We start from the raw sequence: 25,270 nt of genomic DNA, 5'->3' as shown, positions 1-25,270 counted from the left end.
AGGGTGGATGTATTCTGCCCTAACTTTTTACAAGTGAAATGCACCTCTAATGTTTACTGACAAAAGCATGGGCACATGAAGGGGGAAGATGCCATGTTTTCAGTTCTTGGAAAATTAAGTTGGTTTTTTAAAGCGCATTGGAAAAGGTATACCATTGCTATAATAGCTCTGATTTCTGCAAGCGCACTTGGATTGCTTCCACCTAAATTATTAGGCTTCGTCATTGATCATATTCGTTTTAACTCCTTAACGATGAAGATTTTAGTGACTGTTCTCCTCATCTATCTATCCATTATTATCATTGATTATGTTATTTCTTATGTCTGGAGCTATGCTTTATTTGGTGGAAGTATTATTTTAGAAAAGGGTATGCGAAGTCGCTTGATGGGTCATTATTTGAAAATGTCGCCGAAATTCTTTGGGAAGTTTCGAACAGGCGATTTGATGGCGCGAAGTACAAATGATTTAAAGGCACTCTCCATGACTGCAGGATTTGGAATATTAACCCTAGTTGATGCAACGACCTTTATGTTCATGATTATTGCCATGATGGGATTTACAATTAGTTGGAAGTTGACCCTCGCCGCATTAATACCTTTACCGATTATGGGATTTATTATTAATAAATATGGAGCAGCAATCCATCGTCGATTTACGAAAGCGCAAAATGCTTTTGGGGATATGAACAACGAAGTGTTAGAATCTATTCGTGGTGTTCGTGTACTTCGCGCCTTTGTTCAGGAAAAGCAAGATGCAAAGCGTTTTTCATCTATGACTGATAATGTATATGAGAAAAATATGGCTGTTGCTCGTATTGATGCATTATTTGAACCAACGATTAATATCTTAGTTGGTATATCTTATACGATTGGCCTTGGTTATGGAGCTTTTCTGGTTTTTCAAAATGCAATAACCTTAGGTGATTTAGTCACATTTAATGTGTATTTAGGGATGATGATTTGGCCGATGTTCGCTGTCGGGGAATTAATTAATGTGATGCAACGGGGAAATGCGTCCTTGGATCGGGTAAATGGGATCTTGGATTATAAGCCTGATATTAGTAATCCTGATACCACGATACACGTGAAGAAGCTTGATTATATTCACTTTCGAAATGTGAAATTTTCATATCCAGAAACAGCAATGGATCAATTAGATATTCGTGAATTAAGTATCAAGCAGGGTCAAACCATTGGTATTGTTGGGAAAACTGGTTCAGGTAAAACGACATTATTTAAATTATTATTACGTGAATATCCGAATATGAGAGGAGAAATCTCCTTCGCAGGAACGAGAATTGAACAACTAGATTTACAACAGATTAGACATTGGATTGGATATGTCCCGCAAGATCAAGTGTTATTTTCTAAAACCATTCGTGAAAATATTCAATTTGGTAAGGAAGATGCTACGGATGAAGAGATTTATCATGTGATGGAGCTTGCCCATTTTCTAGAGGATATGAAGCAGCTACCACAAGGGTTAGACACACAAGTTGGAGAAAGTGGTGTTTCCTTATCAGGAGGTCAAAAGCAGCGAATTGCTTTAGCTAGAGCATTTATTAAAGAACCAGAAATTCTTATTCTAGATGATTCCTTGTCTGCTGTAGACGGTAAAACAGAAGCAAATATTATTAAGCATTTAAGAGAAACACGACAAGGAAAAACAACATTGATCGCAGCACATCGCTTATCTGCTGTTGTGCATGCAGATTTGATTATCGTCCTTGAAGATGGAAGAATTAGCGAATCTGGTACACATCATGAGCTCATCCAAGCAGGCGGTTGGTATAAGGAGCAATATGAGCAGCAACAGCTTATGCAGGAAGAAGGTGAGCGCTCATGAAAAATGGAACAGAACGTCGTTTATTAGCTTACGCTTACCGATTTAAAAAAGGAATTATTTTAGGGATTATTTGTTTAATGATTGCGACTACATTAGAGCTTGCAGGTCCTTTTATTGCTAAGAAAATTATCGATGATCATGTGCTGGGAATAGAAGGTGTTTGGGCAACAATAGATGATGCTGATCAAGCGGTAAGCTTCCGCTCAGAAAATTATGTTCGAGCAGATCGATTACCCAATCCAGAACAACAAACCAAAGTGATGACCATCATTGCGATTGAAAAGGATTATTATTTTGTAAACGAACGCGTGCCTTTGGAAGGAAGAAGGGAATTTTCTGAAGGGATAGTTACGATTACAGCAGAAGAAACGATTCAAGCATCGGCAGAGAAAATAAGTGATGCAGAGATGTTTGCTTTCTTTAAACCAGAGCAAAATCCAGTTCTTTTATTGCTAGCTTTATACATGGGCTTATTATTGATTGCAGCAGTCTTTAAATATTTTCAACGTTTCTTATTACAACAAGCTTCTAATCGGATTATTAGAAAGATGCGTAATGATATCTTCCAGCATACACAGAAAATCCCAATGGCTTATTTTGTTGACCAGCCAGCTGGAAAAATTGTAGCGCGAATAACGAATGATACAGAGGCAATACGAGAGTTGTATGAGCGTGTCTTATCTATTGTGATTACTCGTATTATTTATATGGTAGGTATTTTAATTGCGATTTATCTCTTACATCCAAAGCTAGCATTTATTTGTTTATTCCTTATTCCACTTATTGTAATTTGGGCAAAATTATATAAGAAATTTGCTTCTAGGTATAATTTAAATATTCGTACCGCAAATAGTGAAATCAATGGAAATATTAGTGAGGTTATTCACGGAATGCCGATTATTCAAGCCTTCCAAGTAGAAGAGAAAACCAAAGGAGATTTTGAGCAGTTAAATACAGAGATTTATGCAAATCATAAGAAGCTAATTCATTTAAATGCGCTAACTTCATTTAATCTTGTACATGCGCTAAGGAATATCGCCTTTGTTACCTTTATATGGTATTTCGGGAATCTATCACTTGAACCAACAAGTATTATTTCCATTGGGATGCTTTATGCATTGGTCGATTATTTAACACGTCTCTTTGAACCAATTACGATGCTAGTGAATCAGTTTCCATTGATTGAACAGGCACGTGCATCTGGAAGTCGTATGTTTGCGTTAATGGATCACCCTGGAGAAGATTTGAAAGATGAGAAAATCCCAAGATATAACGGAGATGTGAAATTTGAAAAGGTAGGCTTCGCATATCTTGAAAATGAGTATGTGCTTAATGATCTATCTTTTCATGTGAAAGCTGGGGAAACAGCTGCTTTTGTAGGGCATACAGGATCTGGGAAAAGCTCAATCATGAATGTTCTCTTCCGTTTTTATGATCCACAAAAAGGTAAAATTTACATTGATGGCAATGATACGGACAAATGGTCAAGACAACAAGTCCGTAGCCATATGGGAATTGTGCTTCAGGATCCATTTATGTTCTCCGGAACTATCCTATCCAATGTGACCATGAATGATCCTAATATTTCTAAAGAAGCGGCAATAGAAGCATTAAAGGCTGTTGGTGCAGATCGATTTATTCATAAATTACCAAAGGGCTATGATGAGCCTGTAACAGAAGGAGGTAGCACACTCTCCTTAGGAGAAAGGCAATTAATTTCCTTTGCACGAGCACTCGCCTTTAACCCAGCTATCTTAATTTTAGATGAAGCAACTGCGAATATTGATACAGAAACAGAGTATCTGATCCAGCGTGCATTAGAAGTGCTTAAGCGGGGAAGAACAACATTAGTTATTGCACATCGTTTATCAACCATTCAAAATGCAGACAAAATTTTTGTATTAGAAAAAGGCCAGATTTTGGAATCAGGAAATCACCAAGAATTAATTGATGAACAAGGTGTCTATTATCAAATGTATCAAATGCAGCGGGGGTCTACAGAACCCAGTTAAATACAGTTAAGCTAAAAAAGAGAAGCACACGGTCTCACAAATTGAACCGTGTGCTTTCGTCTGGTTATTTTGCGTGATGTACCATTTCTTTTACATCCTCTAATAATGCTTTGGCATCGTAAATAATACCATCTTTAATAGTGAAAGATACACCACCAACTCGTTCTGTTACACCTGTATCTCTATTTAATCTTAAAGCGCCATTTCCATATAATGTTTTAAAATTATGCAATGGATTCTCTTTTACTAGTACAAGGTCTGCTAAATAACCAGGTTGAATGACACCAAATTCCATTGGCACATTATTTTCTTTTGATAAAAGTTCTGCTCCTTTTAACGTTGCTGCACGGATTACTTCCAATGGATGAAAACCTGCTTCTTGTAATAGCTCGAATTCACGAATAAAGTCAAAACCATATGTTTTATAAATAAAGCCTGAATCAGAACCAGTACAAATACGTCCACCACGATTTTTATATTCATTGATAAATGCCATCCATAGTCGATAATTTTCTTTCCATTCGATTTCATCTTGTGTGGTCCAATCAGTAAAAAACGATCCATGTTTCGTTGGATCAGGTTGATAGTAATTCCATAAAGAAGGATAGGTATATTCTTCATGATAATCAGCAGTTTGTGCTCTTGCTGCATCACGAGATGCTTCGTAAATTGCAAAAGTAGGATTCATCGTGAAATCAAGTTCAATCAGTTCATCCATCACTGCATTCCATTTATCGCTGTGTGGGGGAGCAGCTTGCTTCCAGAGTCTACCCGACTGACTAAAGCGATGATACTCATTGGAATAATTATAATGAGCTGGAAAATGCTGAACAGTTCTATCTGCAAACATAGCCTCAGGTAGTCCATACCAATGCTCTAGAGAACCTAGACCTGCTCTTGCTGCTTGCAGTGCATCCATTCGAGCAGCTGTCGTTTGAGAGATATGTGCCATTGTTCCAAGATTGTATTTCTTAGCTTCTTCAAGTAAAGCAACTATCGTATCAGGATTCCAACGATTAATAATCTTAAAACCATCAAACCCTTTTTCTATGGCCCATTGTACAAATTCTGGAACATTGTCAGGAGTTAGAGGCTTATCCCAATTTCTTGGACATGTATATGCATAAATTCGTGGTGCTACAATCTCATTTTTTTCACTGCGTTCTTTTTCATGAATTGTCCAATCTGCCCCATTAAAGGAGCCAGGATCACGAACAGTTGTCACTCCATGAGCTAACCATAGCTTGTGAACATACTCTGCAGGAACACCTTGATTTACCCCGCCAATATGAGCATGTGTATCCACAAAACCTGGCATCACATACATACCTGCTGCATCAATTACCTTTGCATTAGCTAATGCTGACTCAGGCAATCCAGCTTGAACAATCTCTTTGATTTTATTCCCCTCTACAACAATATCGACAGAACCATCAGGTGGAGTACCCGACCCATCAATCATCGTTACTCCCCGAATAATCAGCCTTTCGAAAGGACCTTCTCCAATATTACGATCAGGGGCGTGTGGAACTTGTTTAACATTTGACATTTAACTTCCTCCTTAAAATTAGTGAAATATATGTAAAAAGGGAGACCTTTTTAACACATTAAATAAGAGAAAATAGAATTAGATTTAATAAAATGCTAATTTTCTTTATCAAAAGCAAGAGAACCCGATTATTATTAGCTACTGGGCCATGTTGTTAAATTTTCGATGTTATTATGCTTATAGAATAAAACTTTAAAAATAGAAAACTAAAGTGATGGTATTACCCGATCACTAACTAGATTGAGAAATTTTTGAACTACAGGCCTCGTATTTTCTTTGTTCCAAGCAATGGAATTTACTTTCGTGTATGGCTTGTGTAATTCCTTGTAGATAACACCATCTATTGTTAAAGACTCAGCAGCTTTTGGGATAATTACAACACCTAATCCTGATGCAACAAAAGAAACCATCGTTAATTGATCATTGGCTATTTGAGAGATGCGTGGTGTAAAACCAGCATCTTTAAATATATTATCTATTGTGTCGAAATAGCCAATACCAGCATCTCGAGAAGTAGAAATAAAAGAATCGTTTTTTAAATCAGCGACATTAATTTTATCTTCATTAGCCAATCGATGATTTTCAGGTAAGCAAATAATGTATTCTTCATCTTGAAGCTTCTTTGTGCTGATTAAACTACTTTCAACAGGAGGAACAAGGAAGCCGATGTCAATCTGGCGTTGTTCTAATGCAGCAATTTGTTGAGACGTTGTTAATGAAAGCAATTGTAGCGCAATTCCAGGATGGTATTTTTGACTTGTTTTTATGATTTCAGGTAAGACATTTAATGTTATTGTCCCAGAAAAACCTACTTTCAAAATTCCATTTTCTCCTTCAGCTACACTTCGAGCATCCTCTTGTGCAATATTAATTTGATTAAGGATTTTGACAGCGTGTTTGTAAAATGCTTTACCAGCCTCAGTTAATTCAACATTTCTATTTGTTCTATAAAACAGTGTTGTGTTTATTTGTTTCTCTAATTGCTTAATTTGTTGGCTTAAAGGCGGTTGGGAAATGTTTAATCTTTCAGCTGCTTTGCCAAAATGCAGTTCTTCAGCTACAGCAATAAAGTATCTCAAGTGTCGTAATTCCATTTCAAAGTCCTCCTACGAATAGATTGATATCTAAAAAGTATCAATTACCTCTTAATAATATATTATACGAATTTACTAATAAATGCTAATATTTAATTTAACAAAATTAATCACTATTCTAAAAAGACAGAATAAAAAAACTACTGGCTCAATAGTTGCCAAAAGCAACAAATTTAAAAAGGATAGTTGATAAAGTTGTAAGGAAAGGAAAATACTTTGAATTGAAAATACAACAAGATGAAATTAGCAAAATAAGAAGATTTAATAGGTTTTATTTAAGAGTTATGGGGTTAACTTCGTTTTATGTTAATGAAAGCGCATACAGTGTTACGGAGGTATTAATTTTATTTGAAATACATAATCAACCTAGATGTACAGCGACAGAGCTAGTTAATTTTTTTCTATTAGATAAAGGTTATATTAGCCGTGTCATCAATAATTTTGAAAGAAAGAATATTCTTAAACGGGTTTCATTTGAGCATGACCGGCGTATAAAGTCTATCGAATTAACAGAGAAAGGAGAGGAAGAATTAGCGAAATTGACAAAATCATCAAGCTCTAATATTTCAATTTTAATTAATGGGCTTAAACAGGAAGAACTTGAGTCTGTAGTAGCGGCAATGGAGAAAATTGAAGAGGTATTAACACGAATTATTAGAAATGGGGGAGAATGATGAAGAAATTAGTAATGTTTTTATTTGTAATTGTATCGCTAGTCCTTATTACTGCTTGTACAGAGGGAACGAGTGGAGGAGAAGGAGGATCAAATGATAATAGCTCATCAGATTCAAATAATGATAATTCAAATGGAGATAGTGGAAAAGATTCTATTGTGATTGGATTTGAAGCTGATGCAACAACGATGTTAGGTAGCTGGGATGTAAATTATATTAACCAGGCGCAAATTCGTAATATCTTTGATTCTGTAATTGATAGAGATCCTTCCACTGGTGAATTGATTCCTGCACTTGCCGAAAGCTGGGAACATATCGATGAATTAACATGGAGAATTAAATTACGTGAAGGAGTTAAATACCATAATGGTAAGGATTTTACAGCTGAAGATGTGAAGTGGAATATTGATTTTATTTTAGATGAAGATAATGGTTCTTTTTACCGTTCTCGTTGGGTGAATGTGGAAGAGGTTACTGTAATTTCACCAACGGAAGTTGAAATTAAAACATCTGTTCCTTTTCCAACATTATTAAATTATGTTGCAGGAGACCTTGTGATTATGGAACCAGAACATGTAGAAGAAGTAGGACTTGATGAAGCAGCGAAGAATCCGGTAGGAACGGGACCATATAAATTTGTTGAATGGTCTCGAGATAATTATTTGAAGTTAGAAGCTTATGATGAATATTGGCAAGGAGAGCCAGAGATTAAAAACTTGGAATTCCGTTATATACCAGAATTTAGTGCAAGGTTGTCTGCATTCTTAAGTGGAGAAATTGATTTATTTAAGAATATTCCAGTAGATGCACTTCAGGAGTTAGAGCAATCTGATAACTCTGAAATTGGTGAGGTAGCATCTTCAAGAATTAACTACCTAGCATTAAATGCTCTAGCAGAAGATAGCCCAATACAAGATCAAAAAGTACGTCAGGCAATAAATTATGCAGTTGATGTAGATGAATTATTAAATTCTATCTTAAATGGATATGGTACAAAGATGACAGGACCATTATCGATTATTAACCAAGATTATACAGAGACTGAGGATTATGGTTATGACCCAGACAAAGCGGTTGAACTGCTTGAAGAAGCTGGTTATAACCCAGAAGAATTAGAACTTACATTGGATACACCAAGCGGTCGATACCCAATGGACTCACATATTGCTCAAGGGATAGCAGCACAATTGCAACGTATTGGTATTGAAGTAAGTGTACAAATAAATGAATGGGGATCTCATTTAGAAAAAATTCAAAACAGACAAATGGGAGATATGTTTATTTTAGGTTGGGGCCCTGCTTATGAAGCACAATCAACCATTGAGAATTTATTTACAAAAGATGCACCTTACAGTAGCTTTTATGACCCTCAAATAGAAGAGGAGATTAAGGCAGCTAATCAAATCTTTGATCCAGAGCCAAGATTGGATGCCTTTGCTGAGTTACAACATAAATTAGTTGAGCAAGGGGCATGGGTACCATTATGGCAACAAGCAGATTTATACGCTGTTCGTTCGGATTTAAATTTTGAACCACGGGTAGATGAGTATTTTCAAGTTTTTGATATGTCTTGGAAATAACAACTGAAACAAGTAAGGAGAGGTAATTCTCTCCTTGCTTACCTAATCTATGTCTTAGGTGAAAAGGAGAATCCCTTTATGTTAGATTTCATTATTAAAAGATTTTTACAAGTAATACTAGTTGTTTTATTAGTTCTGACAGCGGTTTTCTTTTTAATGCGCTTATCAGGGGATCCAGTCTCGCTGTTTCTACCTATGGATGCATCACAAGAGCAGATTGAAGAATATAGAGAAAAAAATGGCTATAATCGACCAATATTTGTTCAGTACGCAGATTACATGGTAAAAGCAGTGAAAGGTAACTTTGGAGACTCTATTCGAAGTAATGAAGACGCTTTAAAACTAGTGTTAGAGCGCATTCCAGCAACTGCCCAATTAGCATTTTCGGCGTTATTTCTTTCGTTATTAATATCTATTCCTCTAGGTGTGCTTTCGGCATATAAAAGAAATACCTTTTTTGACAGAGTTGGAGTTGCATTAACGGTAGTAGGACAAGCTGTACCAAGCTTTTGGCTAGGCTTATTGCTAATCTATTTTTTTGCAGCACAATTACAACTTCTTCCTTCAGGTGGGGGAGGAACTCCGATACATATGATATTACCTACTATCACATTAGCTGCGTATAGTGTGGCAAGGTTTACCAGATTCACAAGGTCAACAATGCTAGATATATTGAGAAAAGATTATATTCGTACTGCTAAAGCATCAGGAGCTCCAACAGGAAGACTAATCATGAGGTATGCACTGAAAAACTCATTGATTCCCATCATCACATTAGTGGCACTTGATCTCGGAACCTTACTTGGTGGGGCAGTAATCACAGAAGTGGTTTTTGCATGGCCTGGTCTTGGTAGATTGCTTATGCAGTCACTTCTAAATAGGGACTTTCCAATTGTTTTAGCTGGAGTATTTGTGATTGCTATATTCTATTCTCTCATTAACTTTATAGCTGATGTGTTATACGCATATGTAAATCCACAAATTAGAGTGAAGTAGGTGAATATAAAATGACTGCAAAGACAGAAGAAACAATGGCTAAACCAGCTGCATTCGACGAGAAGAAATCAAGAGTTCTTACATTTTTCAGTAATCTTTCTCGCAGCTGGACAGGCATGTTAGGTTTTATCATTATTGTGTTGCTACTTATCATTAGTATTTTTGGACAATATCTTGCTCCATATGATCCACTTCATGCAGAGTTTAGCAAAAAACTATTACCTCCTTTAACAGATGGACATTTATTAGGAACAGATCATTTAGGAAGAGATATTTTTTCTAGATTAATAGTAGGTGCTAGAATTTCTGTAGTTATTGGACTTTCAACAGTTTTAATTGCGGGTGTATTTGGCACTATAGTTGGGATCATTGCAGGATACTTTAGAGGAATTATTGATGTCATCCTAATGAGAATTGTAGATGTGCAACTTAGTTTTCCTTTTATCTTATTGGTATTAGTAGTAAATGCGATTATTGGAACAGGATTACGTAATATTATTATTTCTTTAGCAATTGGAGGTTGGGTGATTTTTGCACGTGTTATCCGAAGTGAAGTTCTAGCACTTCGTGAGCAGGAATTTATTACAGCATGTATTGCTACAGGAGTATCTAGATTACAAATTTTAGTAAAACATATCGTACCAAATTTATTTACACCGATGATTATTTTAGCTTCTTTACAAGTAGCTACTTATATTATCGCAGAAGCATCTGTTAGTTTCTTAGGTTTTGGAGTACAGCCTCCGACACCTGCTTGGGGAAATATGTTAAGTGAAGGTAAAGATTATATTTTTGGTTCTTGGTGGTTAATTACTTTTCCAGGAATTGCAATATTAATTGCTGCCTTAGGCGTAAATTTATTTGGTGACTGGTTAAGAGATTCATTGGATCCAGAATTGGGTGAGTAAACACACTTGGAGGTGAGGGAATTGTCGGAAGCTCTTTTAGAAATTGAAAATCTTAAAATACAATTCAGAAGCGGAAAAAGTATTGTTCAACCAATTCGAGGTGTGAATTTTAAAATAAAAAAAGGTGAGACATTGGGGGTTGTAGGAGAGTCAGGAAGTGGGAAAAGTGTAACCTCATTATCGATCATGGGATTACTTCCTTCAGGTACAAGCGAAATTGTTGAAGGCAAGATAATGTTTGATGGAAAAGATTTAACAAAATTAAATGATAGACAGTTTCAAAAGATTCGTGGAAATGAAATTTCAATGATCTTTCAGGAACCGATGACTTCATTAAATCCCGTATTTACAATTGGTGAGCAATTAAGTGAGCCATTACTACAGCATAAAAAAATGTCGAAACAACAAATGCGAAAAGCCGTTATTGATGTTTTAAAACAAGTAGGAATCCCAAGAGCAGAGCAAATTATTGATGAATATCCACATCAGCTTTCAGGAGGAATGAGACAAAGGGTAATGATTTCAATGGCATTACTTTGCCAACCTAAGTTAATGATTGCGGACGAGCCTACAACTGCACTGGATGTAACCATTCAAGCACAAATTTTAGAGTTAATGAAAAAGATTAAAACAGAAAATGATATGGGATTGTTGTTAATAACACATGATTTAGGAGTAATTGCAGAAATGTGTGATCGTGTAGTAGTTATGTATGCAGGAGAAGTAGTGGAAATGGCTAATGTAGTTGAATTATTTGATGATCCACAGCATCCATATACACAAGGTTTAATTAGATCTTTACCTTCTAAAAATCAGAGGAAGGATAGACTTTATTCTATTAAAGGACAAGTACCTAGACCTAATGAAATACCGAAAGGATGTGTTTTTGCAAACCGCTGTCCATTTGCGTTTTCAAAATGTATCGAAGAAACTCCGCCGGTTTTTGAAAAAGATAATCATTTAAGTAAATGTTGGCTTCAAGACGAAAACTATAGGAGGGGAGAAGATGGAAGCGAAACCACTATTGGAAGTTCGGAATCTCAAAAAGTATTTTGAAATATCTCAAGGTATGTTTAAGCCCAAAATTGTTGTTAAAGCAGTTGACGATGTAAGCTTTTCTATTAAACGAGGAGAAACATTTGCTTTAGTAGGAGAATCGGGCTGTGGGAAATCAACGACTGGAAGAACAATTTTAAGGCTAACAGATGCAACTTCAGGAGAAGTAATATTTAAAGGACAAGACGTCTTATCTTTATCCTATAAAGAAACACGCTCACTTCGTAAAAGTATGCAAATGGTTTTCCAGGATCCATATGCATCATTGAATCCTAAAAAAACGATTAAACAAATTTTGATGGAGCCTATTCGAGTACACAAAAGATTTCAAGAAAAAGATCGTTTAACAGAAGTGATTAAAATAATGGAAATTGTGGGATTATCAAAAGATCATTTAGATCGTTATCCTCATGAGTTTTCTGGTGGACAGAGACAACGTATAGGAATTGCACGAGCAGTGATATTACAACCAGATTTTATTGTGGCTGATGAACCAGTTTCAGCATTGGATGTGTCTGTTCAATCGCAAGTAATTAATTTAATGCTCGATCTACAGAAAGAGTTTGGTTTAACTTATTTATTTATATCTCATGATCTAAGTGTTATTGAACATATGACAGATCGAGTTGCAGTAATGTACTTAGGGAAAATTGTAGAAGTTGCAGAAACAGAAGATTTATTTGATAACCCTAAACATCCATATACTCAGGCGCTTTTATCAGCAGTCCCAATATCTCATCCTAAAGAAAAAAGAGAAAGGGTGATATTGACTGGAGATGTACCAAGCCCTGCAAATCCACCATCAGGCTGTACTTTTCATACAAGATGTCCTTTTGCAATGGATATATGCAAGCAAGTTGCGCCACAAACAATAGAGTTTGAAAACGGTCATTCAGCAAAATGTCATTTATATACAAATAATAAGGAGGAAGTAGAAAATGTTACTATCAATACCTAAATCTGAAATGAAGGAACGTCAACAGAAGTTTTTAAAAAAGCTGGAAGAGAAAAAATGTGATGCAGCTGTACTTTTTGGAATCACGGATATTTTCTATTTAACAGGATTCCATTTTCACCCAACAGAGAGACCAATTGGAGTAATTATTGATCCCGAGAAAAAATTCCATCTTTTTGTTCCGGCATTAGAACATGATCATGCGGAAGAGTATAGTGTTATAGACTATGTACATTCTTATCCAGAATATCCAGGAATCAAGCATCCAATGGAATATTTTAAAGATCTATTAAAAGAGTATGGAGTGGAAGGAAAAACAATTGGTTATGATTCGATTGGGTATGGATCATCACAGGGATATCGCGGACCTTCAGTAGACAAGTTAATTGAAGCTAAAGAATTTGTATCTGTTTTCGGGATGATAGAAGAGATGCGATTTATAAAATCAGCCAATGAAATTGAATTAATTAAAGAATCGTGTCGTTGGGGAAACCTAGCACATCGCTTATTACAGAAATATACTAAAGTTGGTTTAAGTGAAATTGAGATTACTAGTCGTGCATCTATGGAAGCAACAATGGCTATGATTGAGACACTTGGACCAGATTATAAACCGCATGGTCGTACGGCAAGTGCTGGCTTTCGTGGGCAAGTTGGTCCAGAATCTGCATTTCCTCACGCAGTAACCCAAAATATTGTTATGCAAAAAGGATATACACTTGTAACTGGTGCAGGGGCAGATGTGTTCGGTTATCATAGTGAGCTAGAAAGAGTAATGTTTGTTGAAGAAGTTTCTAAAGAACAAGAAAAATATTTCAATTATATGTACGAAGCTCAGGAAGTAGCTTTTAATGCTATTAAGCCGGGTGCTCCACATTCGTCGGTAGAAGAAGCAGTACAGCAATATTTTAAAGAACAAGGAATTACGGATTTAACACTACATCATACTGGTCATAATATTGGATTATTAGGTCATGAAGCACCATTCTTTGATTTAGGAGATGATACAATCATGGAACCAGGAATGGTAGTTACTGTGGAGCCTGGTATTTATGTTCAAGGAATTGGAGGATTTCGACATTCTGATACCGTATTAATTACTGAAGAGGGAAATGAATTACTGACTTATTATCCACGTGATTTAGAATCTTTAATTTGTAAATAATATTAACTTATTTTTCAAGAACTTTAGTATAGCGTTTTAATGAAAGATTAGAGGAAGACTTTGTATCTGAATTTATTATATTAGATACAATTCTTCCTTTCTTGATTGATGATAAAGTTTACAAAAACAGGAGGATTAAAAATGAGCGATAGAATAAATAAACTAGCAAATTGGTTAAAAGATCAGGAGATTGATTTTGCTTTTGTACATGCTGTTCCTAATGTGTATTATTTATCTGGGTTTGCTTGTAATCCGATGGAGAGATTACTGGGCTTACTTGTGTTTCCAAATGATGATCCAATCATGGTTTGTCCGCAACTAGAAGCAGAGCAAGTAACAAGAACGGGCTGGGAACATGAAATAATTGGAGTGGCAGATGACCAGAATCCATGGGAACTTATTAGTGCATCTATTGCTGCGAAAGGAATTGATTCAATAAAGAAATTTGCGGTTGAGGAAGAAGAAATTTCTTATGCTAGAGTGAATCAATTGAAGAATTTATATCCAGAAGCACCTGTTATATCCATGGGAGAAAGGTTATCGGCAATGCGTCTGATAAAGGATGAAGCAGAGATTGAAAAAATGCGTGAAGCGGCTAGATTAGCAGATTATGCGATAGAGGTTGGTGTAAAGGCATTAAAAGCAGGAGTTACCGAAGTCGAAGTAGCAGCTCATATTACATACCAATTACGTAAAGAGGGAATACGTGGGATTTCTAATTTTCCACTAGTATTATTTGGCGAAAAGAGTAGCCTACCTCATGGATCTGCGGGGGATGTATCTCTGAAAGATGGGGATTTTGTTTTATTTGATTTAGGTGTAGAAGTGGATGGATATTATTCAGATATTACACGCACATTTGTTTTTGGATCAGTAGATGAAAAGCAGAAGGAAGTCTATCATACAGTATTAGATTCAAATGAAGCGGCAATTAACGCTACTACAGTAGGAACCAGATTAGGGGATATAGACGAGGCTTCTAGAAATGTGATTGCTGGAAAAGGTTATGGTGAATACTATATCCATCGAGTTGGACATGGGCTAGGGCTGGAGGTGCATGAATATCCATCCATGCATGGCAAAAATAATGAACTTGCTCAAGCTGGTATGACATTTACGATTGAACCAGGGATTTATATACCAGGCTTTGGTGGAGTAAGGATTGAAGATGATGTTCTTGTAACAAAATCTGGTCCAGAGGTATTAACAAAGTACCCGAAACATTTACAGGTGATTAACGGATAAAGTTGACTGAAAATTACCACTTACTAAGATATAATGGTATAGTAAATAAAAATAGAGTCTATACCAGATGATGTTCGAGAAGCTTCATACAAAGTAATTCAGTTTTGAGAATGTTTTATTGGACTATTGAACATGTACTATAATGAAGGAGTATCCACCATGGCAAATATTTCAAAGGATTTTTTCATTTATTTATCTAAAAACAAGCTGATGAATAGTGCAGCAAAAAAATGGGGATTGAAATTAGGCGCTGCACGTGTGGTAGCAGGCATTGATATTCCAACGATGGCTGAAAGTGTAAAAAGATTAAATGCACAGGGAATGAGCTGTACAGTTGATCATTTAGGAGAGTTTGTCTTTGATCGACAGGAAGCATTAGAGGCAAAGAACCACTGTATAAATGTACTTCATAAAATTAATGAAGAAAATTTAGATTGTCATGTTTCCATTAAGTTGACACAAGTAGGTTTAGATGTGGATGATGAGTTTTGCTTATCCAATATGCGTGAAATTATGGATACTGCAAAAGGGTACAATATTTTTGTAAATATTGATATGGAAGATTATGCGCACTATGACCAAACAATAGATATTTTAATTAAATTACATGAAGAATATAGTAATATTGGAACTGTTATGCAAGCCTATTTATTCCGTACAGAAGATGATTTAGTAAGATTAAAGGATTTAAGGCTTCGCTTAGTAAAGGGTGCATATAAGGAAGCACCTTCCGTAGCATTTCAAACGAAGGAAGAAATCGATAAAAATTATATTAAGCTAATTAAGAAACGCTTATTAGGAGATGCTTTTACATCAATTGCTACACATGACCATCATATTATTAATGAAGTGAAGCAATTTGTTGAGGAACATAATATCTCAAAAGATAGTTTTGAATTTCAAATGTTATATGGCTTCCGGACGGATTTGCAAGAAAAGCTGGTGAAAGAGGGCTATCAATTCTGTACATATGTCCCATTTGGAAAAGATTGGTACGGTTATTTCATGAGAAGACTAGCAGAACGTCCGCAGAATTTAAATTTTATTGTGAAAGATGCCTTGTTAGATTCAGATGGCAAGGTAAAGAAAACACCAATTGTAATTGGGACTGCGGCAGCATCATTACTTGCATGGAAAATATTTCGCAGGAAGTAAAACATAAGTAAATAGAATTATAATTCGATCAGCGGGTCATCATAACTCGCTGATTTTATTGTGAAAATCTATACATAAGATTTTTGAAAATTTCCCTAACTCCCAATTTTTTATACTATATTATAAATGAATAAATTCTTAATTATTACTATCACTTTTAGAGAAAATCTGCTATGATAATTTAGGAAAATATTTAACGTTTCAATATCTGAAAACTTAAACAACTTAGGGGGATAGGACATGCAGTGGGGAAAAAAGCTGTTGTTATTATTTGTATTACTTATAGTAGTAGTTGGCTGTAGTTCAAATGATACAGATGAAGATACAGAGAATGATGCAGAAGGTTCGAATACAGATTCAGAGGTTCAAGTAGGTGGCGAATTAAAGATTGCATATTCCGCTCAGCCTGCAACGATTGATCCACATATGACTACAGCAGTTGCAACGAGTGACATTATGCGTGGTGTATATGAAACATTAGTAACAGTTGATGAAGATCAAAATTTTCAGCCTATGTTAGCAGAATCTTATGATATTAGTGAAGACGGTCTGATATATACTTTTAATTTAAGACAAGGTGTTACATTCCATAATGGGAAAGAAATGAAGGCAGAAGATGTTGTTGCATCAATGAAACGTTGGCAAGAGCTGTCAACAAATGGACGAGCTCAGTTTGCAGAAGCAACATTTGAAGAAGTCGATGAATATACAGTTGAAATGGTATTACCAAATCCATTATCCACTGCATTGAGTGTATTGACTTCCTACTTAGGGTCTGCACCAGTAATTTTGCCAAAAGAAATTATTGAAAATGCACCAGATGCAGGAATAGATGAGCATATTGGTACAGGACCATTCAAATTTGTTGAATGGAGACAAGATGCACATATTCAATTAACAAGAAATGATGATTATCAAGCACGTGATGAAGAGGCAAGTGGACTAGCTGGTAAAAAAGAAGCTTTAGTTGATGATGTATATTTCTACTTTGTCACAGATGCGTCTACCCGTTTAGCAGGGATGCTTTCAGGTGAGTACGATATGGCACATGCCATTGCTTATGATAACGTACCGCAACTAGAAGCGGCTGATAATATTGATATTCATATTGTTCCAGGTAGTACACAAGTATTAACATTTAATCAGAAAAAAGGCGTTTTTTCTGATATTAGAGCAAGAGAAGCTGTACGGGCTGCACTAAGTTTAGATGAAATGATGCAAGCGGCATTTGGAGATGAAAAATATTATACGATTAATCATAACCTTGTGATGCCGCATTTAGAAGGGCAGTTCTATAGTGAATTTGGTAAAGAAACACATAACCAAAATGATGTAGAAAAAGGGAAACAAATCATTGAAGAAGCAGGTCTAGAGGGAGAAGAAGTAGTTATCTTATCTACACGTGATTACGAAGAAGTATACAATGCTTCTATTGTAGTTCAAGAGCGTCTAGAACAAATTGGCTTATCTGTTCGTTTAGACGTAGTAGACTGGCCTACATTCTTAGAGAAAAAAGAGGATGAAAATGGATTCGATATTAATATCGTAGGATTCGGTCCACAGCCTGAACCAACGTCTTACTTATTTGTAGGAAAAGGTCCACATTCTGGTTGGATGGATGACGATGAATTCCATGACTTAGTAGCAGAATTTAGAAATCAACCAACATTAGAAGATACAAAAGACATCTATGACGAAATGATGAAATGGCTAGAAGAAGATATTGCATTTATCAAAGTAGCCGATTACAACCGAGTGAATGTATCGCAGAAATTAGTTAAGAACGTTCACTTCTTAGATGGTTTCATTACATGGAACATATCTAAAGAACAATAATAATCAATAATAAAGCAAGAAAGGTAAAAATTTCGTCGTGATTCGCTTGGTATGGGCAGTAAATCGGTGAGGCATTTTTACCTTTCTTTTTGTAGGAAAAATTATTATTATAATCAATCTAAGGAGAAGCATTTAATAATCTTCTCTTTAGATTTACCAAAAAAGTTTAGCGCTTTCATTTTGCTAGTTTAATAAGAAAGGGTTTTTAAAAAATAGAATTCCCTTTCTATAAAAATAAATATAAATAAAAGGAGATTTTATAATGAGAACTGTAACACAGAAAGACCTATTTCGTTTTCAATGGCCCGACAATCCGAAGCTTTCCCCGAATGGTGAGAAAGTAGTATATGAAGTTACTTATCCGCGCGAAAAAGAAAACGATAATAAAGCAGAATTATGGTTAGCAGATGTTAATGGAGACAACAAACAAGTTATTGCAGCTGAAGGCACATGGAATGTAAATCCAGTTTGGTCTCCTGATGGAAAAGAAATAGCTTTTATATCTAATCAAAAGGAAGGTACTCAAGTGTGGGTATATTCTTGTGAAGATGGTACATCCCGTCAATTAACCCATTTTCATTTTAACCCAAGCTCATTAACATATGGTGCAGGTGGAAAAACTTTATATGCATTACTACCGATTCAAGAGGAAGTAAGATTATGGAATGACGCAACATCTGCAGACGAATTAACGAAAAATCCAAGCCATCGTACATACGATACGCTTTATTACAAATTTGATGGTGTTGGTTTTAATAATGGTACGAAAAAGCAAATTATTACAGTTGACGTAGAGTCAGCAGATTATAAAGTAGTAACAGATGGCTCAGTAAATATTGAAGAATACACCGTTTCACCTGATGAAAAATCTATTGTGTTTACAACAATTGATTTTGAAGATGATAATCCATTATTTAATGGTAGCCTGTATAAAGTAGCTACTACTGGTGGTAAAGCGGAGAGAATTTTTGATGCAGCGAAAACAGCTAGCCCATCTTATTCCCCAGATGGAAAAACAATTGCTTTTATTGTAGGAAAAGAACATCAAGAATTATACGTAATTCCAGCTGAGGGTGGGGAAGCAGTTAATTTAGCTGATGGACATCCAGGAACATTGGCTGACATGCTTTATACAGATTCTCGCCACCATAAAGCAGGATGGAAGCCAGCGTGGTGTGCTGAAAGTAAGCATATTTACGTTTTATCTGGTCATCAAGGCACAAATGAAATTGTTCGTTATACTGTTGATAAAACAGAGGAAGCAATCACAGTGATTGGTGGCGGACGAGTGGTTGGTAGCTTTGATTATGATGGAAAAGACAAGATTGTATTTAGTTATCTTGCACCAAGCACAATCGGTAGAATTAGCTATGTACAGATTGATAAAGCGCAAGGGATTGTACGTAAGCAACGTGCCTTTACAGAAGATTTAGTAGAAAATCTAGATTACTTCCCAACAGGAGAAACATATGTTGATGATCGTAATGCGGAGTTTATGTCAGAAATAGAAGTAGTAGAGCCTGAAACATATACGTATGAGTCTGCAACAGGCTGGAAGATTCATGGATTTATGATTAAACCGGCAAACTTTGAAGAAGGTAAGAAATATCCAGTAGTTCTTGATATTCATGGTGGACCACATTCTACACATGGCTTTACTTACTTCCATCAAATGCAGCTATATAGTGCGGCTGGATATGCTGTAATTTATGTGAATCCTCGTGGAAGCTCAGGCTATGGTGCAGAGTTTACAAAAGCAGTTATTGGAAATTATGGAACAACAGATATGGAAGATATCATTAATGGAGTAGATGCAGCGATAGCGAAGTATGATTTCTTAGATGAAACACGTGTAGCGGTGACTGGATTAAGCTATGGTGGTTATATGACGAACTGGATTGTTACTCATACAGACCGTTTCCAAGTAGCTATTTCAGAAGGTGGAATTTGTAACTGGGTATCGATGAATGGGACAAGCGATATTGCACCAGGATTTGTTGAAGTTGAATTTGCAGGTAAGACAAGCATGGATGAATTATGGGATGCTTCTCCATTGAAATATGTAGATAAAGTAAATACACCTATTTTAATCGTTCATTCAGAAGATGATTTACGAGTTCCAATGGAGCAAGGGGAACAATTCTATTCATTTATTAAACGTCAAAATAAAGACGCACGCTTTGTTCGTATTCCTGAAAGCAGTCATGTGGTCTTACAGAATGGTATACCAGATAAGAAATTAGCACGTTTATCAGCAATGGTTGATTGGCTTCAAGCTTATTTACCGACAAAATAAATGTTAAAAGCTTATATGTAATGGAGTCTGGGACAAATTTATATGATATTTTGTCCCAAACTTTTCTCAGGGAGTAAGAAAGTATATAAAAGTTGCACAAATTAATTCTTGTCCAAAACTAGTCATGTCTAGCTCCGAGCGCCAAAAACTAAGAGATTTCGCGTCACGCCCTACAATAAGTCAACATCGGTTCTGTTTTATAAGGAAGCCCGACTAAAACCAGGCTAAAGCCTAACGTCGGATACCCCTAAATGGGCATGTTTCCTTTATCTCGGTTGTGCCACTTCAATCTCTACGTTTTTACGACGCACAGGATATGCTAGTGCAGGCGTTGCGACAGGACGTCGCGTTCTTAGCCTGTAAGGGCGCTTTGCGCTTTTCGTTCAATTTGTTTAGCAATATGGATCCAAGCTTCTTATTTTTGTTAAGGGGTGATGCCCACACTTGCTTTGAAAAGTATTTCATGTAGAAGGAGTTTAAACTAAACAATTTACAGGAGGAATTCAACATGAGTAAACGTATGGCAAAAAATGCATTATTACTATTGATGTTTTTAATTGTTTTAGTAGGATGTAGTGATAAAAACTCCGATAAGGATGGTAATACCAACGATGACCAAGCAACGGAAGTACAAGCAGGTGGAGAAATGAATATTGCTTATGCTGCTCAACCACCAACATTAGATCCGCATATGACAACAGCAGTTGCTACATCGGATATGATGAAAGGTGTTTATGAGACGCTTATTGCAGTAGATTCCAACTATGAGTTCCAACCAATGCTAGCGGATTCATATGATCTAAGTGATGATGGGAAAGTAATTACATTTAAACTTCGTGAAGGAGTTAAATTTCATAACGGAGAAGAAATGTTAGCAGAAGATGTTATTGCCTCAATGGAAAGATGGGCAGAAAAATCATCTCGTGGTATAGAGCAATTTGGAGATGCGGTATTTGAAGCAGATGGAGATTATACAGTAATTATCACTTTACCACAACCACTATCAACAACGTTAAGTGCATTAACTGGTACAGTAGGTTCTTATCCAGCAATTATGCCTAAGGAAGTTATCGATAGTGCTACAGAAACTGGTGTTACAGAATATATTGGTACAGGACCTTTCCAATTTAATGAGTGGAAGGCAGATTCTTATCTTCATTTAACAAAATTTGATGATTATCAATCACGTACAGAAGAAGCAGATGGATTAGCAGGGAAGAAGGAAGCATTGGTAGATGATGTATACTTCCATTTCGTATCAGATTCTTCTACACGTATTGCAGGAATTATGTCTGGGGAGTATGACATGATTCATAGTGTTCCTTATGATAGTGCACCACAATTAGATCAGGCTGATAATGTGGAAACACATGTTGTTCCGGGTGGAACATTAGTATTATTAATGAACAAGAAAGCGGGTCTTTTTACAGATGTGAAGGCTCGTGAAGCAGTAGAAACAGCATTAAGTATGGAAGAAGTTCTTCAATCTGGATTTTCAAATGAAGAATATTATACACTAAACCACAACTTAGTAATGCCGCATTTAGAAGGTTTGTTCTATAGTGATGTACGTAAAGATCGTTATAACCTAAATGATCCGGAAAAGGCGAAGCAAATTTTAGCAGATGCTGGGTATGAGGGAGAAGAGATCACAATCATTACAACACGTGATTATGAAGAGCAGTACAATGCTTCTGTTGTAGTCCAAGAGCGTTTAGAACAAATTGGACTTAAAGTAAATCTTGAAGTATATGATTGGCCAACACTTCTTGAGAAAAGAGAAGATGAAAATAACTATGACATTAATATCATGGGTCTTGGGCCTCAACCAGAGCCAACATCTTATTTATTCCTAACAAAAGGACCTCAATCAGGTTGGTTAGATAGTGAAGAGTTTGATCAGCTAGTGGATGATTTCCGTCATCAACCTTCATTAGCAGATACAAAAGATGCTTATGCAGCAATCCAGCAATGGAATGCTGATAATATTCCATTTATTAAATTAGGTGATTATAATCGTCTAGTGGCAACAGGAAGTAATGTGAAAAACTTCCAATTCCTAGACGGATTCATCACATGGAATATTAGTATAGATAGATAAATTTCTTTGAATAAGACAAGTGAGCTCCCTAATAGCAGCGGAGCTCGCTTGTTTATTTAATTTGAATGATTTGAAGTGTATGCTTAATTTCTGTGGCTAGATCAGGGGTATGCCATTCTTTTTGGTTACCCAAGCAAGCACAAATATGAGTAATTCCATTTTCCACTTCTCGTTTTCGATAATGAACATGTCCCATAATATTATATTTGATATTATATGTCTGTAGCATTTGATTAAAGTCAGATGTACCGATAAAAGCATTGAAGAAATCAAATACAGGATTAGGTAGCTTAACCCCAAAATTTCTATAGGTTACCATATGTGTCATGAAGATAATATTTTTATCTTTCATTTGCTCTAAATCCTTATGAACTGTTTCAGCAAATTGTTTTGATAAGGAACGATCATCTATTTTCCAGTCTGTATTTAACTTATCCTGCCATACTCGTCCATTATAACTTCCTGTAGATAATTCCTCTACACTGAAACGCCTATCAGCAAAAGTATAATCATACCAAGCGCTATGACCAACAATAGCCCATTCGTCATTAATAACAAAAGGTTTTTCGATAATAGATTCTTCCTGTGCTTTAAAGTATGCTAATGTTTCATTTGTATTTTTCTCTTCCTGTCCTTTGCTCCAATAGTCATGATTACCTGGAACAAATAAAACAGGTTTATTCGTTTTTTGCTTTATATTTTCGATAAATTGATGTGATAGGGTAGCTTGATTGGATACATCGCCAGCTATTAATAATAACTCGATTTCTTGCTCATTGATCTCATTTGCTAGAATCTCTTCAAAGTTTTCAATGCTTATTTGCTCGTCCGAATTGGCATCGATATGTAAATCGGAAATGACACCTATTTTCATTAAATCGTCATCTCCTTTCTTAGTGAATTAGTTTGTTCTGTGGCGAATGCTACGCTAGGAATAGCATTAAATAATTTCTGTGTATAATCTGCATGTTCGATTTTATGGTATTCTTCGGTACGAAATTGTTCGACTAATTCTCCTAAATAAACAACAGCAATTCGATCACAAAAATACTGAATGACGTTTAAATCATGGGAGATAAATAGATAGGTCAAGTTATGCTTTTCTTTTAGCTCATTTAATAAATTTAAAATGGATGCTTGAATAGATACATCTAATGCGGATACACCTTCATCAATAATAATAACTTCAGGATTTAAGATTAAAGCACTGGCAATGGCAATTCTTTGTCTCTGCCCACCACTTAGCTCATGAGGCATTTTTTGCAAATAAGATGCATCTAAGCCAACTTCTTCTAAAACCTCAATTACTTTTTGTTTTCTAGAAGCTTTTGTACCTAAACTGTGAATAATCAATGGTTCCATTAAGGTCCATTCAATTGTTTTTCTTGGATTTAACGAACTATACGGGTCTTGAAAGACAATTTGTAGATGACGATAGAGTGTTTTTTGTTCAGCATGAGAAAGTTGTGTAATGTCTTTTCCTTTAAAATAAATTTGCCCATCTGTTAATTTATTCATGCCCATAATTAAATGGGCAATAGTAGATTTTCCAGAGCCGCTTTCTCCTACAATACCGAAGGATTCTCCAGGTAAAACATGAAAACTAACATCATCTACAGCATGAATATAAGAAGTTTTTTGATTGAATTTCTTTTGTGACACTTTATAAGACTTCTTAATATTTTTCACTTCAATAATCGGCTTTATCATGATATAAGCTCCTTTGATTCTTTTTGATAGAGTAAGAAAGTATAAAAAGATCCGCAAATTAATGCTTATCAAGAGCTAGTATTGTCTAGCCCTGAGCACCAAAAACTAAAAGATTTCCCGTCAATCCCTACGATAAAGAAGACCTTCATTTAAGCATGCTCCTTATAAACTTCTGGAAAAAATGCTGCAGCATCATGCGCATTTTCCTTTGTTACTTTTACATATGGCCAATTTCCCTTTTGTCTTTCTGTTAAGGCAGGTACGCGTAAAGGGATACTGTATAATTTTTCTCCTCTTTTATTAAAATCTGGAATGGCTTTGAGAAGTCCTTTGGTGTAGGCGTGTTTAGGAGCAGCTAGTAAATCGCCAATAGGTCCTTGCTCAACAATTTTTCCAGCATACATGACTAAAACATAATCACATACCTGTGAAATAACACCCCAGTCATGAGAAATAAATAACATAGCACCATTCCGCTTTTTCATAATATCCTTTAATAATTTAATAATTTGTGCTTGAATCGTAACGTCTAAAGCGGTTGTTGGTTCATCAGCAATAATGATTTTTGGTTGATTAACGAGTGCAATGGCAATGACGATACGCTGACGCATTCCCCCAGATAATTCATGTGGGTAGGAATGATAGACTTGTTCGGGGCGTTTGAGCCCAACCTCATTCATAATAGCTATTGTTTTTTGGTAATATTCTTTTTTAGATCCTTTTGTATGTTTTTTCAGCACCTCACTGATTTGTTTACCAACCTTCATCAATGGGTTCAAAGCTGTCATCGGCTCCTGAAAGATCAATGAAATCTCATTACTACGAAGCCTTTGCCAGGATTTCTGATCTTTATGAAGCAGTTCGTCACCTTCTAATTTAATACTTCCTGATACAACCGTATTAGTTGGTAAAATCCCTAGGATGGATTGTGCGGTTAAGCTTTTTCCGCTACCGGATTCACCGACGATTCCGATTACTTGATTTTCATACACATGAAATGAAATATCTTCTAATGCAGGATATGTTTCTTTGCCGATTTTAATGGAAACATTTAATTGATCGATTTCTAATAAAGGTTTATTCTTAATCAATG

Annotated in this window: 19 protein-coding genes; 14 read left to right on the top strand and 5 right to left on the bottom strand. The window is 35.7% G+C overall.

Annotated elements, in window-relative coordinates:
* Window positions 1–93 precede the first annotated feature (93 nt).
* Both AB4Y30_RS16210 and AB4Y30_RS16205 read left to right on the top strand, forming a co-directional pair.
* Window positions 94–1,845, top strand: coding sequence for an ABC transporter ATP-binding protein (locus tag AB4Y30_RS16210; RefSeq protein WP_368653217.1), 1,752 nt, complete (start codon window positions 94–96; stop codon window positions 1,843–1,845).
* Complete coding sequence (locus AB4Y30_RS16205; protein ID WP_368653216.1) at window positions 1,842–3,857, top strand: ABC transporter ATP-binding protein; 2,016 nt, start codon at window positions 1,842–1,844, stop codon at window positions 3,855–3,857. Before AB4Y30_RS16210 ends, AB4Y30_RS16205 begins: the two co-directional genes overlap by 4 nt.
* A 64-nt stretch (window positions 3,858–3,921) precedes the next feature.
* Here the strand turns inward: AB4Y30_RS16205 and AB4Y30_RS16200 are convergent, their stop codons facing one another.
* Together AB4Y30_RS16200 and AB4Y30_RS16195 are read right to left on the bottom strand one after the other, a co-directional pair.
* On the bottom strand, window positions 3,922–5,406 hold the full coding sequence (locus AB4Y30_RS16200) for an amidohydrolase family protein (RefSeq protein ID WP_368653215.1): 1,485 nt from the start codon (window positions 5,404–5,406) through the stop codon (window positions 3,922–3,924).
* A gap of 206 nt (window positions 5,407–5,612) precedes the next feature.
* Window positions 5,613–6,500 (bottom strand): LysR substrate-binding domain-containing protein, encoded by an 888-nt coding sequence (locus AB4Y30_RS16195; protein ID WP_368653214.1) that lies wholly within the window; start codon window positions 6,498–6,500, stop codon window positions 5,613–5,615.
* 155 nt (window positions 6,501–6,655) lie between these two features.
* On the opposite strand from AB4Y30_RS16195, the gene AB4Y30_RS16190 reads away from it, so the two are divergent.
* From AB4Y30_RS16190 to AB4Y30_RS16135, 12 genes are all read left to right on the top strand, one after another.
* Window positions 6,656–7,174 (top strand): MarR family winged helix-turn-helix transcriptional regulator, encoded by a 519-nt coding sequence (locus AB4Y30_RS16190; RefSeq protein ID WP_368653213.1) that lies wholly within the window; start codon window positions 6,656–6,658, stop codon window positions 7,172–7,174.
* Window positions 7,174–8,754: an ABC transporter substrate-binding protein gene (locus tag AB4Y30_RS16185; RefSeq protein WP_368653212.1), complete on the top strand. Its 1,581-nt coding sequence runs from the start codon at window positions 7,174–7,176 to the stop codon at window positions 8,752–8,754. Before AB4Y30_RS16190 ends, AB4Y30_RS16185 begins: the two co-directional genes overlap by 1 nt.
* A gap of 78 nt (window positions 8,755–8,832) precedes the next feature.
* Window positions 8,833–9,750, top strand: a complete 918-nt coding sequence (locus AB4Y30_RS16180) for an ABC transporter permease (protein WP_368653211.1) — start codon at window positions 8,833–8,835, stop codon at window positions 9,748–9,750.
* An 11-nt stretch (window positions 9,751–9,761) separates the two neighbouring features.
* Window positions 9,762–10,658, top strand: coding sequence for an ABC transporter permease (locus AB4Y30_RS16175; protein WP_368653210.1), 897 nt, complete (start codon window positions 9,762–9,764; stop codon window positions 10,656–10,658).
* Window positions 10,659–10,679: 21 nt separating this feature from the next.
* Window positions 10,680–11,714 (top strand): ABC transporter ATP-binding protein, encoded by a 1,035-nt coding sequence (locus AB4Y30_RS16170; RefSeq protein ID WP_368653209.1) that lies wholly within the window; start codon window positions 10,680–10,682, stop codon window positions 11,712–11,714.
* Complete coding sequence (locus tag AB4Y30_RS16165; RefSeq protein ID WP_368653208.1) at window positions 11,665–12,672, top strand: ABC transporter ATP-binding protein; 1,008 nt, start codon at window positions 11,665–11,667, stop codon at window positions 12,670–12,672. The genes AB4Y30_RS16170 and AB4Y30_RS16165 overlap by 50 nt, the downstream gene beginning before the upstream one ends.
* Window positions 12,653–13,834, top strand: a complete 1,182-nt coding sequence (locus AB4Y30_RS16160) for a M24 family metallopeptidase (RefSeq protein WP_368653207.1) — start codon at window positions 12,653–12,655, stop codon at window positions 13,832–13,834. Before AB4Y30_RS16165 ends, AB4Y30_RS16160 begins: the two co-directional genes overlap by 20 nt.
* A 141-nt stretch (window positions 13,835–13,975) precedes the next feature.
* Window positions 13,976–15,079, top strand: coding sequence for a M24 family metallopeptidase (locus AB4Y30_RS16155; RefSeq protein ID WP_368653206.1), 1,104 nt, complete (start codon window positions 13,976–13,978; stop codon window positions 15,077–15,079).
* 159 nt (window positions 15,080–15,238) lie between these two features.
* On the top strand, window positions 15,239–16,234 hold the full coding sequence (locus AB4Y30_RS16150) for a proline dehydrogenase family protein (RefSeq protein ID WP_368653205.1): 996 nt from the start codon (window positions 15,239–15,241) through the stop codon (window positions 16,232–16,234).
* A 240-nt stretch (window positions 16,235–16,474) separates the two neighbouring features.
* Window positions 16,475–18,070 (top strand): ABC transporter substrate-binding protein, encoded by a 1,596-nt coding sequence (locus tag AB4Y30_RS16145; RefSeq protein ID WP_368653204.1) that lies wholly within the window; start codon window positions 16,475–16,477, stop codon window positions 18,068–18,070.
* A 262-nt stretch (window positions 18,071–18,332) separates the two neighbouring features.
* The gene (locus AB4Y30_RS16140) at window positions 18,333–20,366 is read left to right on the top strand and encodes a prolyl oligopeptidase family serine peptidase (RefSeq protein ID WP_368653203.1); all 2,034 of its coding nucleotides are present in this window, start codon (window positions 18,333–18,335) and stop codon (window positions 20,364–20,366) included.
* A gap of 508 nt (window positions 20,367–20,874) precedes the next feature.
* Complete coding sequence (locus tag AB4Y30_RS16135) at window positions 20,875–22,467, top strand: ABC transporter substrate-binding protein (protein ID WP_368653202.1); 1,593 nt, start codon at window positions 20,875–20,877, stop codon at window positions 22,465–22,467.
* Window positions 22,468–22,519: 52 nt separating this feature from the next.
* Here AB4Y30_RS16135 and AB4Y30_RS16130 read toward each other — a convergent pair whose 3' ends face one another.
* The 3 genes from AB4Y30_RS16130 to AB4Y30_RS16120 form a co-directional block, all read right to left on the bottom strand.
* Window positions 22,520–23,341, bottom strand: coding sequence for a metallophosphoesterase (locus AB4Y30_RS16130; protein ID WP_368653201.1), 822 nt, complete (start codon window positions 23,339–23,341; stop codon window positions 22,520–22,522).
* Complete coding sequence (locus AB4Y30_RS16125; RefSeq protein WP_368653200.1) at window positions 23,341–24,177, bottom strand: ATP-binding cassette domain-containing protein; 837 nt, start codon at window positions 24,175–24,177, stop codon at window positions 23,341–23,343. Before AB4Y30_RS16125 ends, AB4Y30_RS16130 begins: the two co-directional genes overlap by 1 nt.
* Window positions 24,178–24,326: 149 nt before the next feature.
* The gene (locus tag AB4Y30_RS16120; protein WP_368653199.1) at window positions 24,327–25,268 is read right to left on the bottom strand and encodes an ABC transporter ATP-binding protein; all 942 of its coding nucleotides are present in this window, start codon (window positions 25,266–25,268) and stop codon (window positions 24,327–24,329) included.
* Between the last annotated feature and the right edge of the window lie 2 nt (window positions 25,269–25,270).

The sequence above is a fragment of the Ornithinibacillus sp. 4-3 genome, assembly GCF_040958695.1.
GTDB lineage: Bacteria > Bacillota > Bacilli > Bacillales > Amphibacillaceae > CALAMD01.
The sequence above is the reverse complement of the archived record's forward strand: the minus strand, read 5'-3'. Positions and strand labels throughout refer to the sequence as shown.

Coding starts and splice junctions, on each gene's coding strand:
- AB4Y30_RS16210 (WP_368653217.1), top strand. CDS start 94: ATGTTTTCAGTTCTTGGAAAATTAAGTTGGTTTTTTAAAGCGCATTGG.
- AB4Y30_RS16205 (WP_368653216.1), top strand. CDS start 1,842: ATGAAAAATGGAACAGAACGTCGTTTATTAGCTTACGCTTACCGATTT.
- AB4Y30_RS16200 (WP_368653215.1), bottom strand. CDS start 5,406: ATGTCAAATGTTAAACAAGTTCCACACGCCCCTGATCGTAATATTGGA.
- AB4Y30_RS16195 (WP_368653214.1), bottom strand. CDS start 6,500: ATGGAATTACGACACTTGAGATACTTTATTGCTGTAGCTGAAGAACTG.
- AB4Y30_RS16185 (WP_368653212.1), top strand. CDS start 7,174: ATGAAGAAATTAGTAATGTTTTTATTTGTAATTGTATCGCTAGTCCTT.
- AB4Y30_RS16180 (WP_368653211.1), top strand. CDS start 8,833: ATGTTAGATTTCATTATTAAAAGATTTTTACAAGTAATACTAGTTGTT.
- AB4Y30_RS16175 (WP_368653210.1), top strand. CDS start 9,762: ATGACTGCAAAGACAGAAGAAACAATGGCTAAACCAGCTGCATTCGAC.
- AB4Y30_RS16165 (WP_368653208.1), top strand. CDS start 11,665: ATGGAAGCGAAACCACTATTGGAAGTTCGGAATCTCAAAAAGTATTTT.
- AB4Y30_RS16160 (WP_368653207.1), top strand. CDS start 12,653: ATGTTACTATCAATACCTAAATCTGAAATGAAGGAACGTCAACAGAAG.
- AB4Y30_RS16155 (WP_368653206.1), top strand. CDS start 13,976: ATGAGCGATAGAATAAATAAACTAGCAAATTGGTTAAAAGATCAGGAG.
- AB4Y30_RS16150 (WP_368653205.1), top strand. CDS start 15,239: ATGGCAAATATTTCAAAGGATTTTTTCATTTATTTATCTAAAAACAAG.
- AB4Y30_RS16145 (WP_368653204.1), top strand. CDS start 16,475: ATGCAGTGGGGAAAAAAGCTGTTGTTATTATTTGTATTACTTATAGTA.
- AB4Y30_RS16140 (WP_368653203.1), top strand. CDS start 18,333: ATGAGAACTGTAACACAGAAAGACCTATTTCGTTTTCAATGGCCCGAC.
- AB4Y30_RS16135 (WP_368653202.1), top strand. CDS start 20,875: ATGAGTAAACGTATGGCAAAAAATGCATTATTACTATTGATGTTTTTA.
- AB4Y30_RS16130 (WP_368653201.1), bottom strand. CDS start 23,341: ATGAAAATAGGTGTCATTTCCGATTTACATATCGATGCCAATTCGGAC.
- AB4Y30_RS16125 (WP_368653200.1), bottom strand. CDS start 24,177: ATGATAAAGCCGATTATTGAAGTGAAAAATATTAAGAAGTCTTATAAA.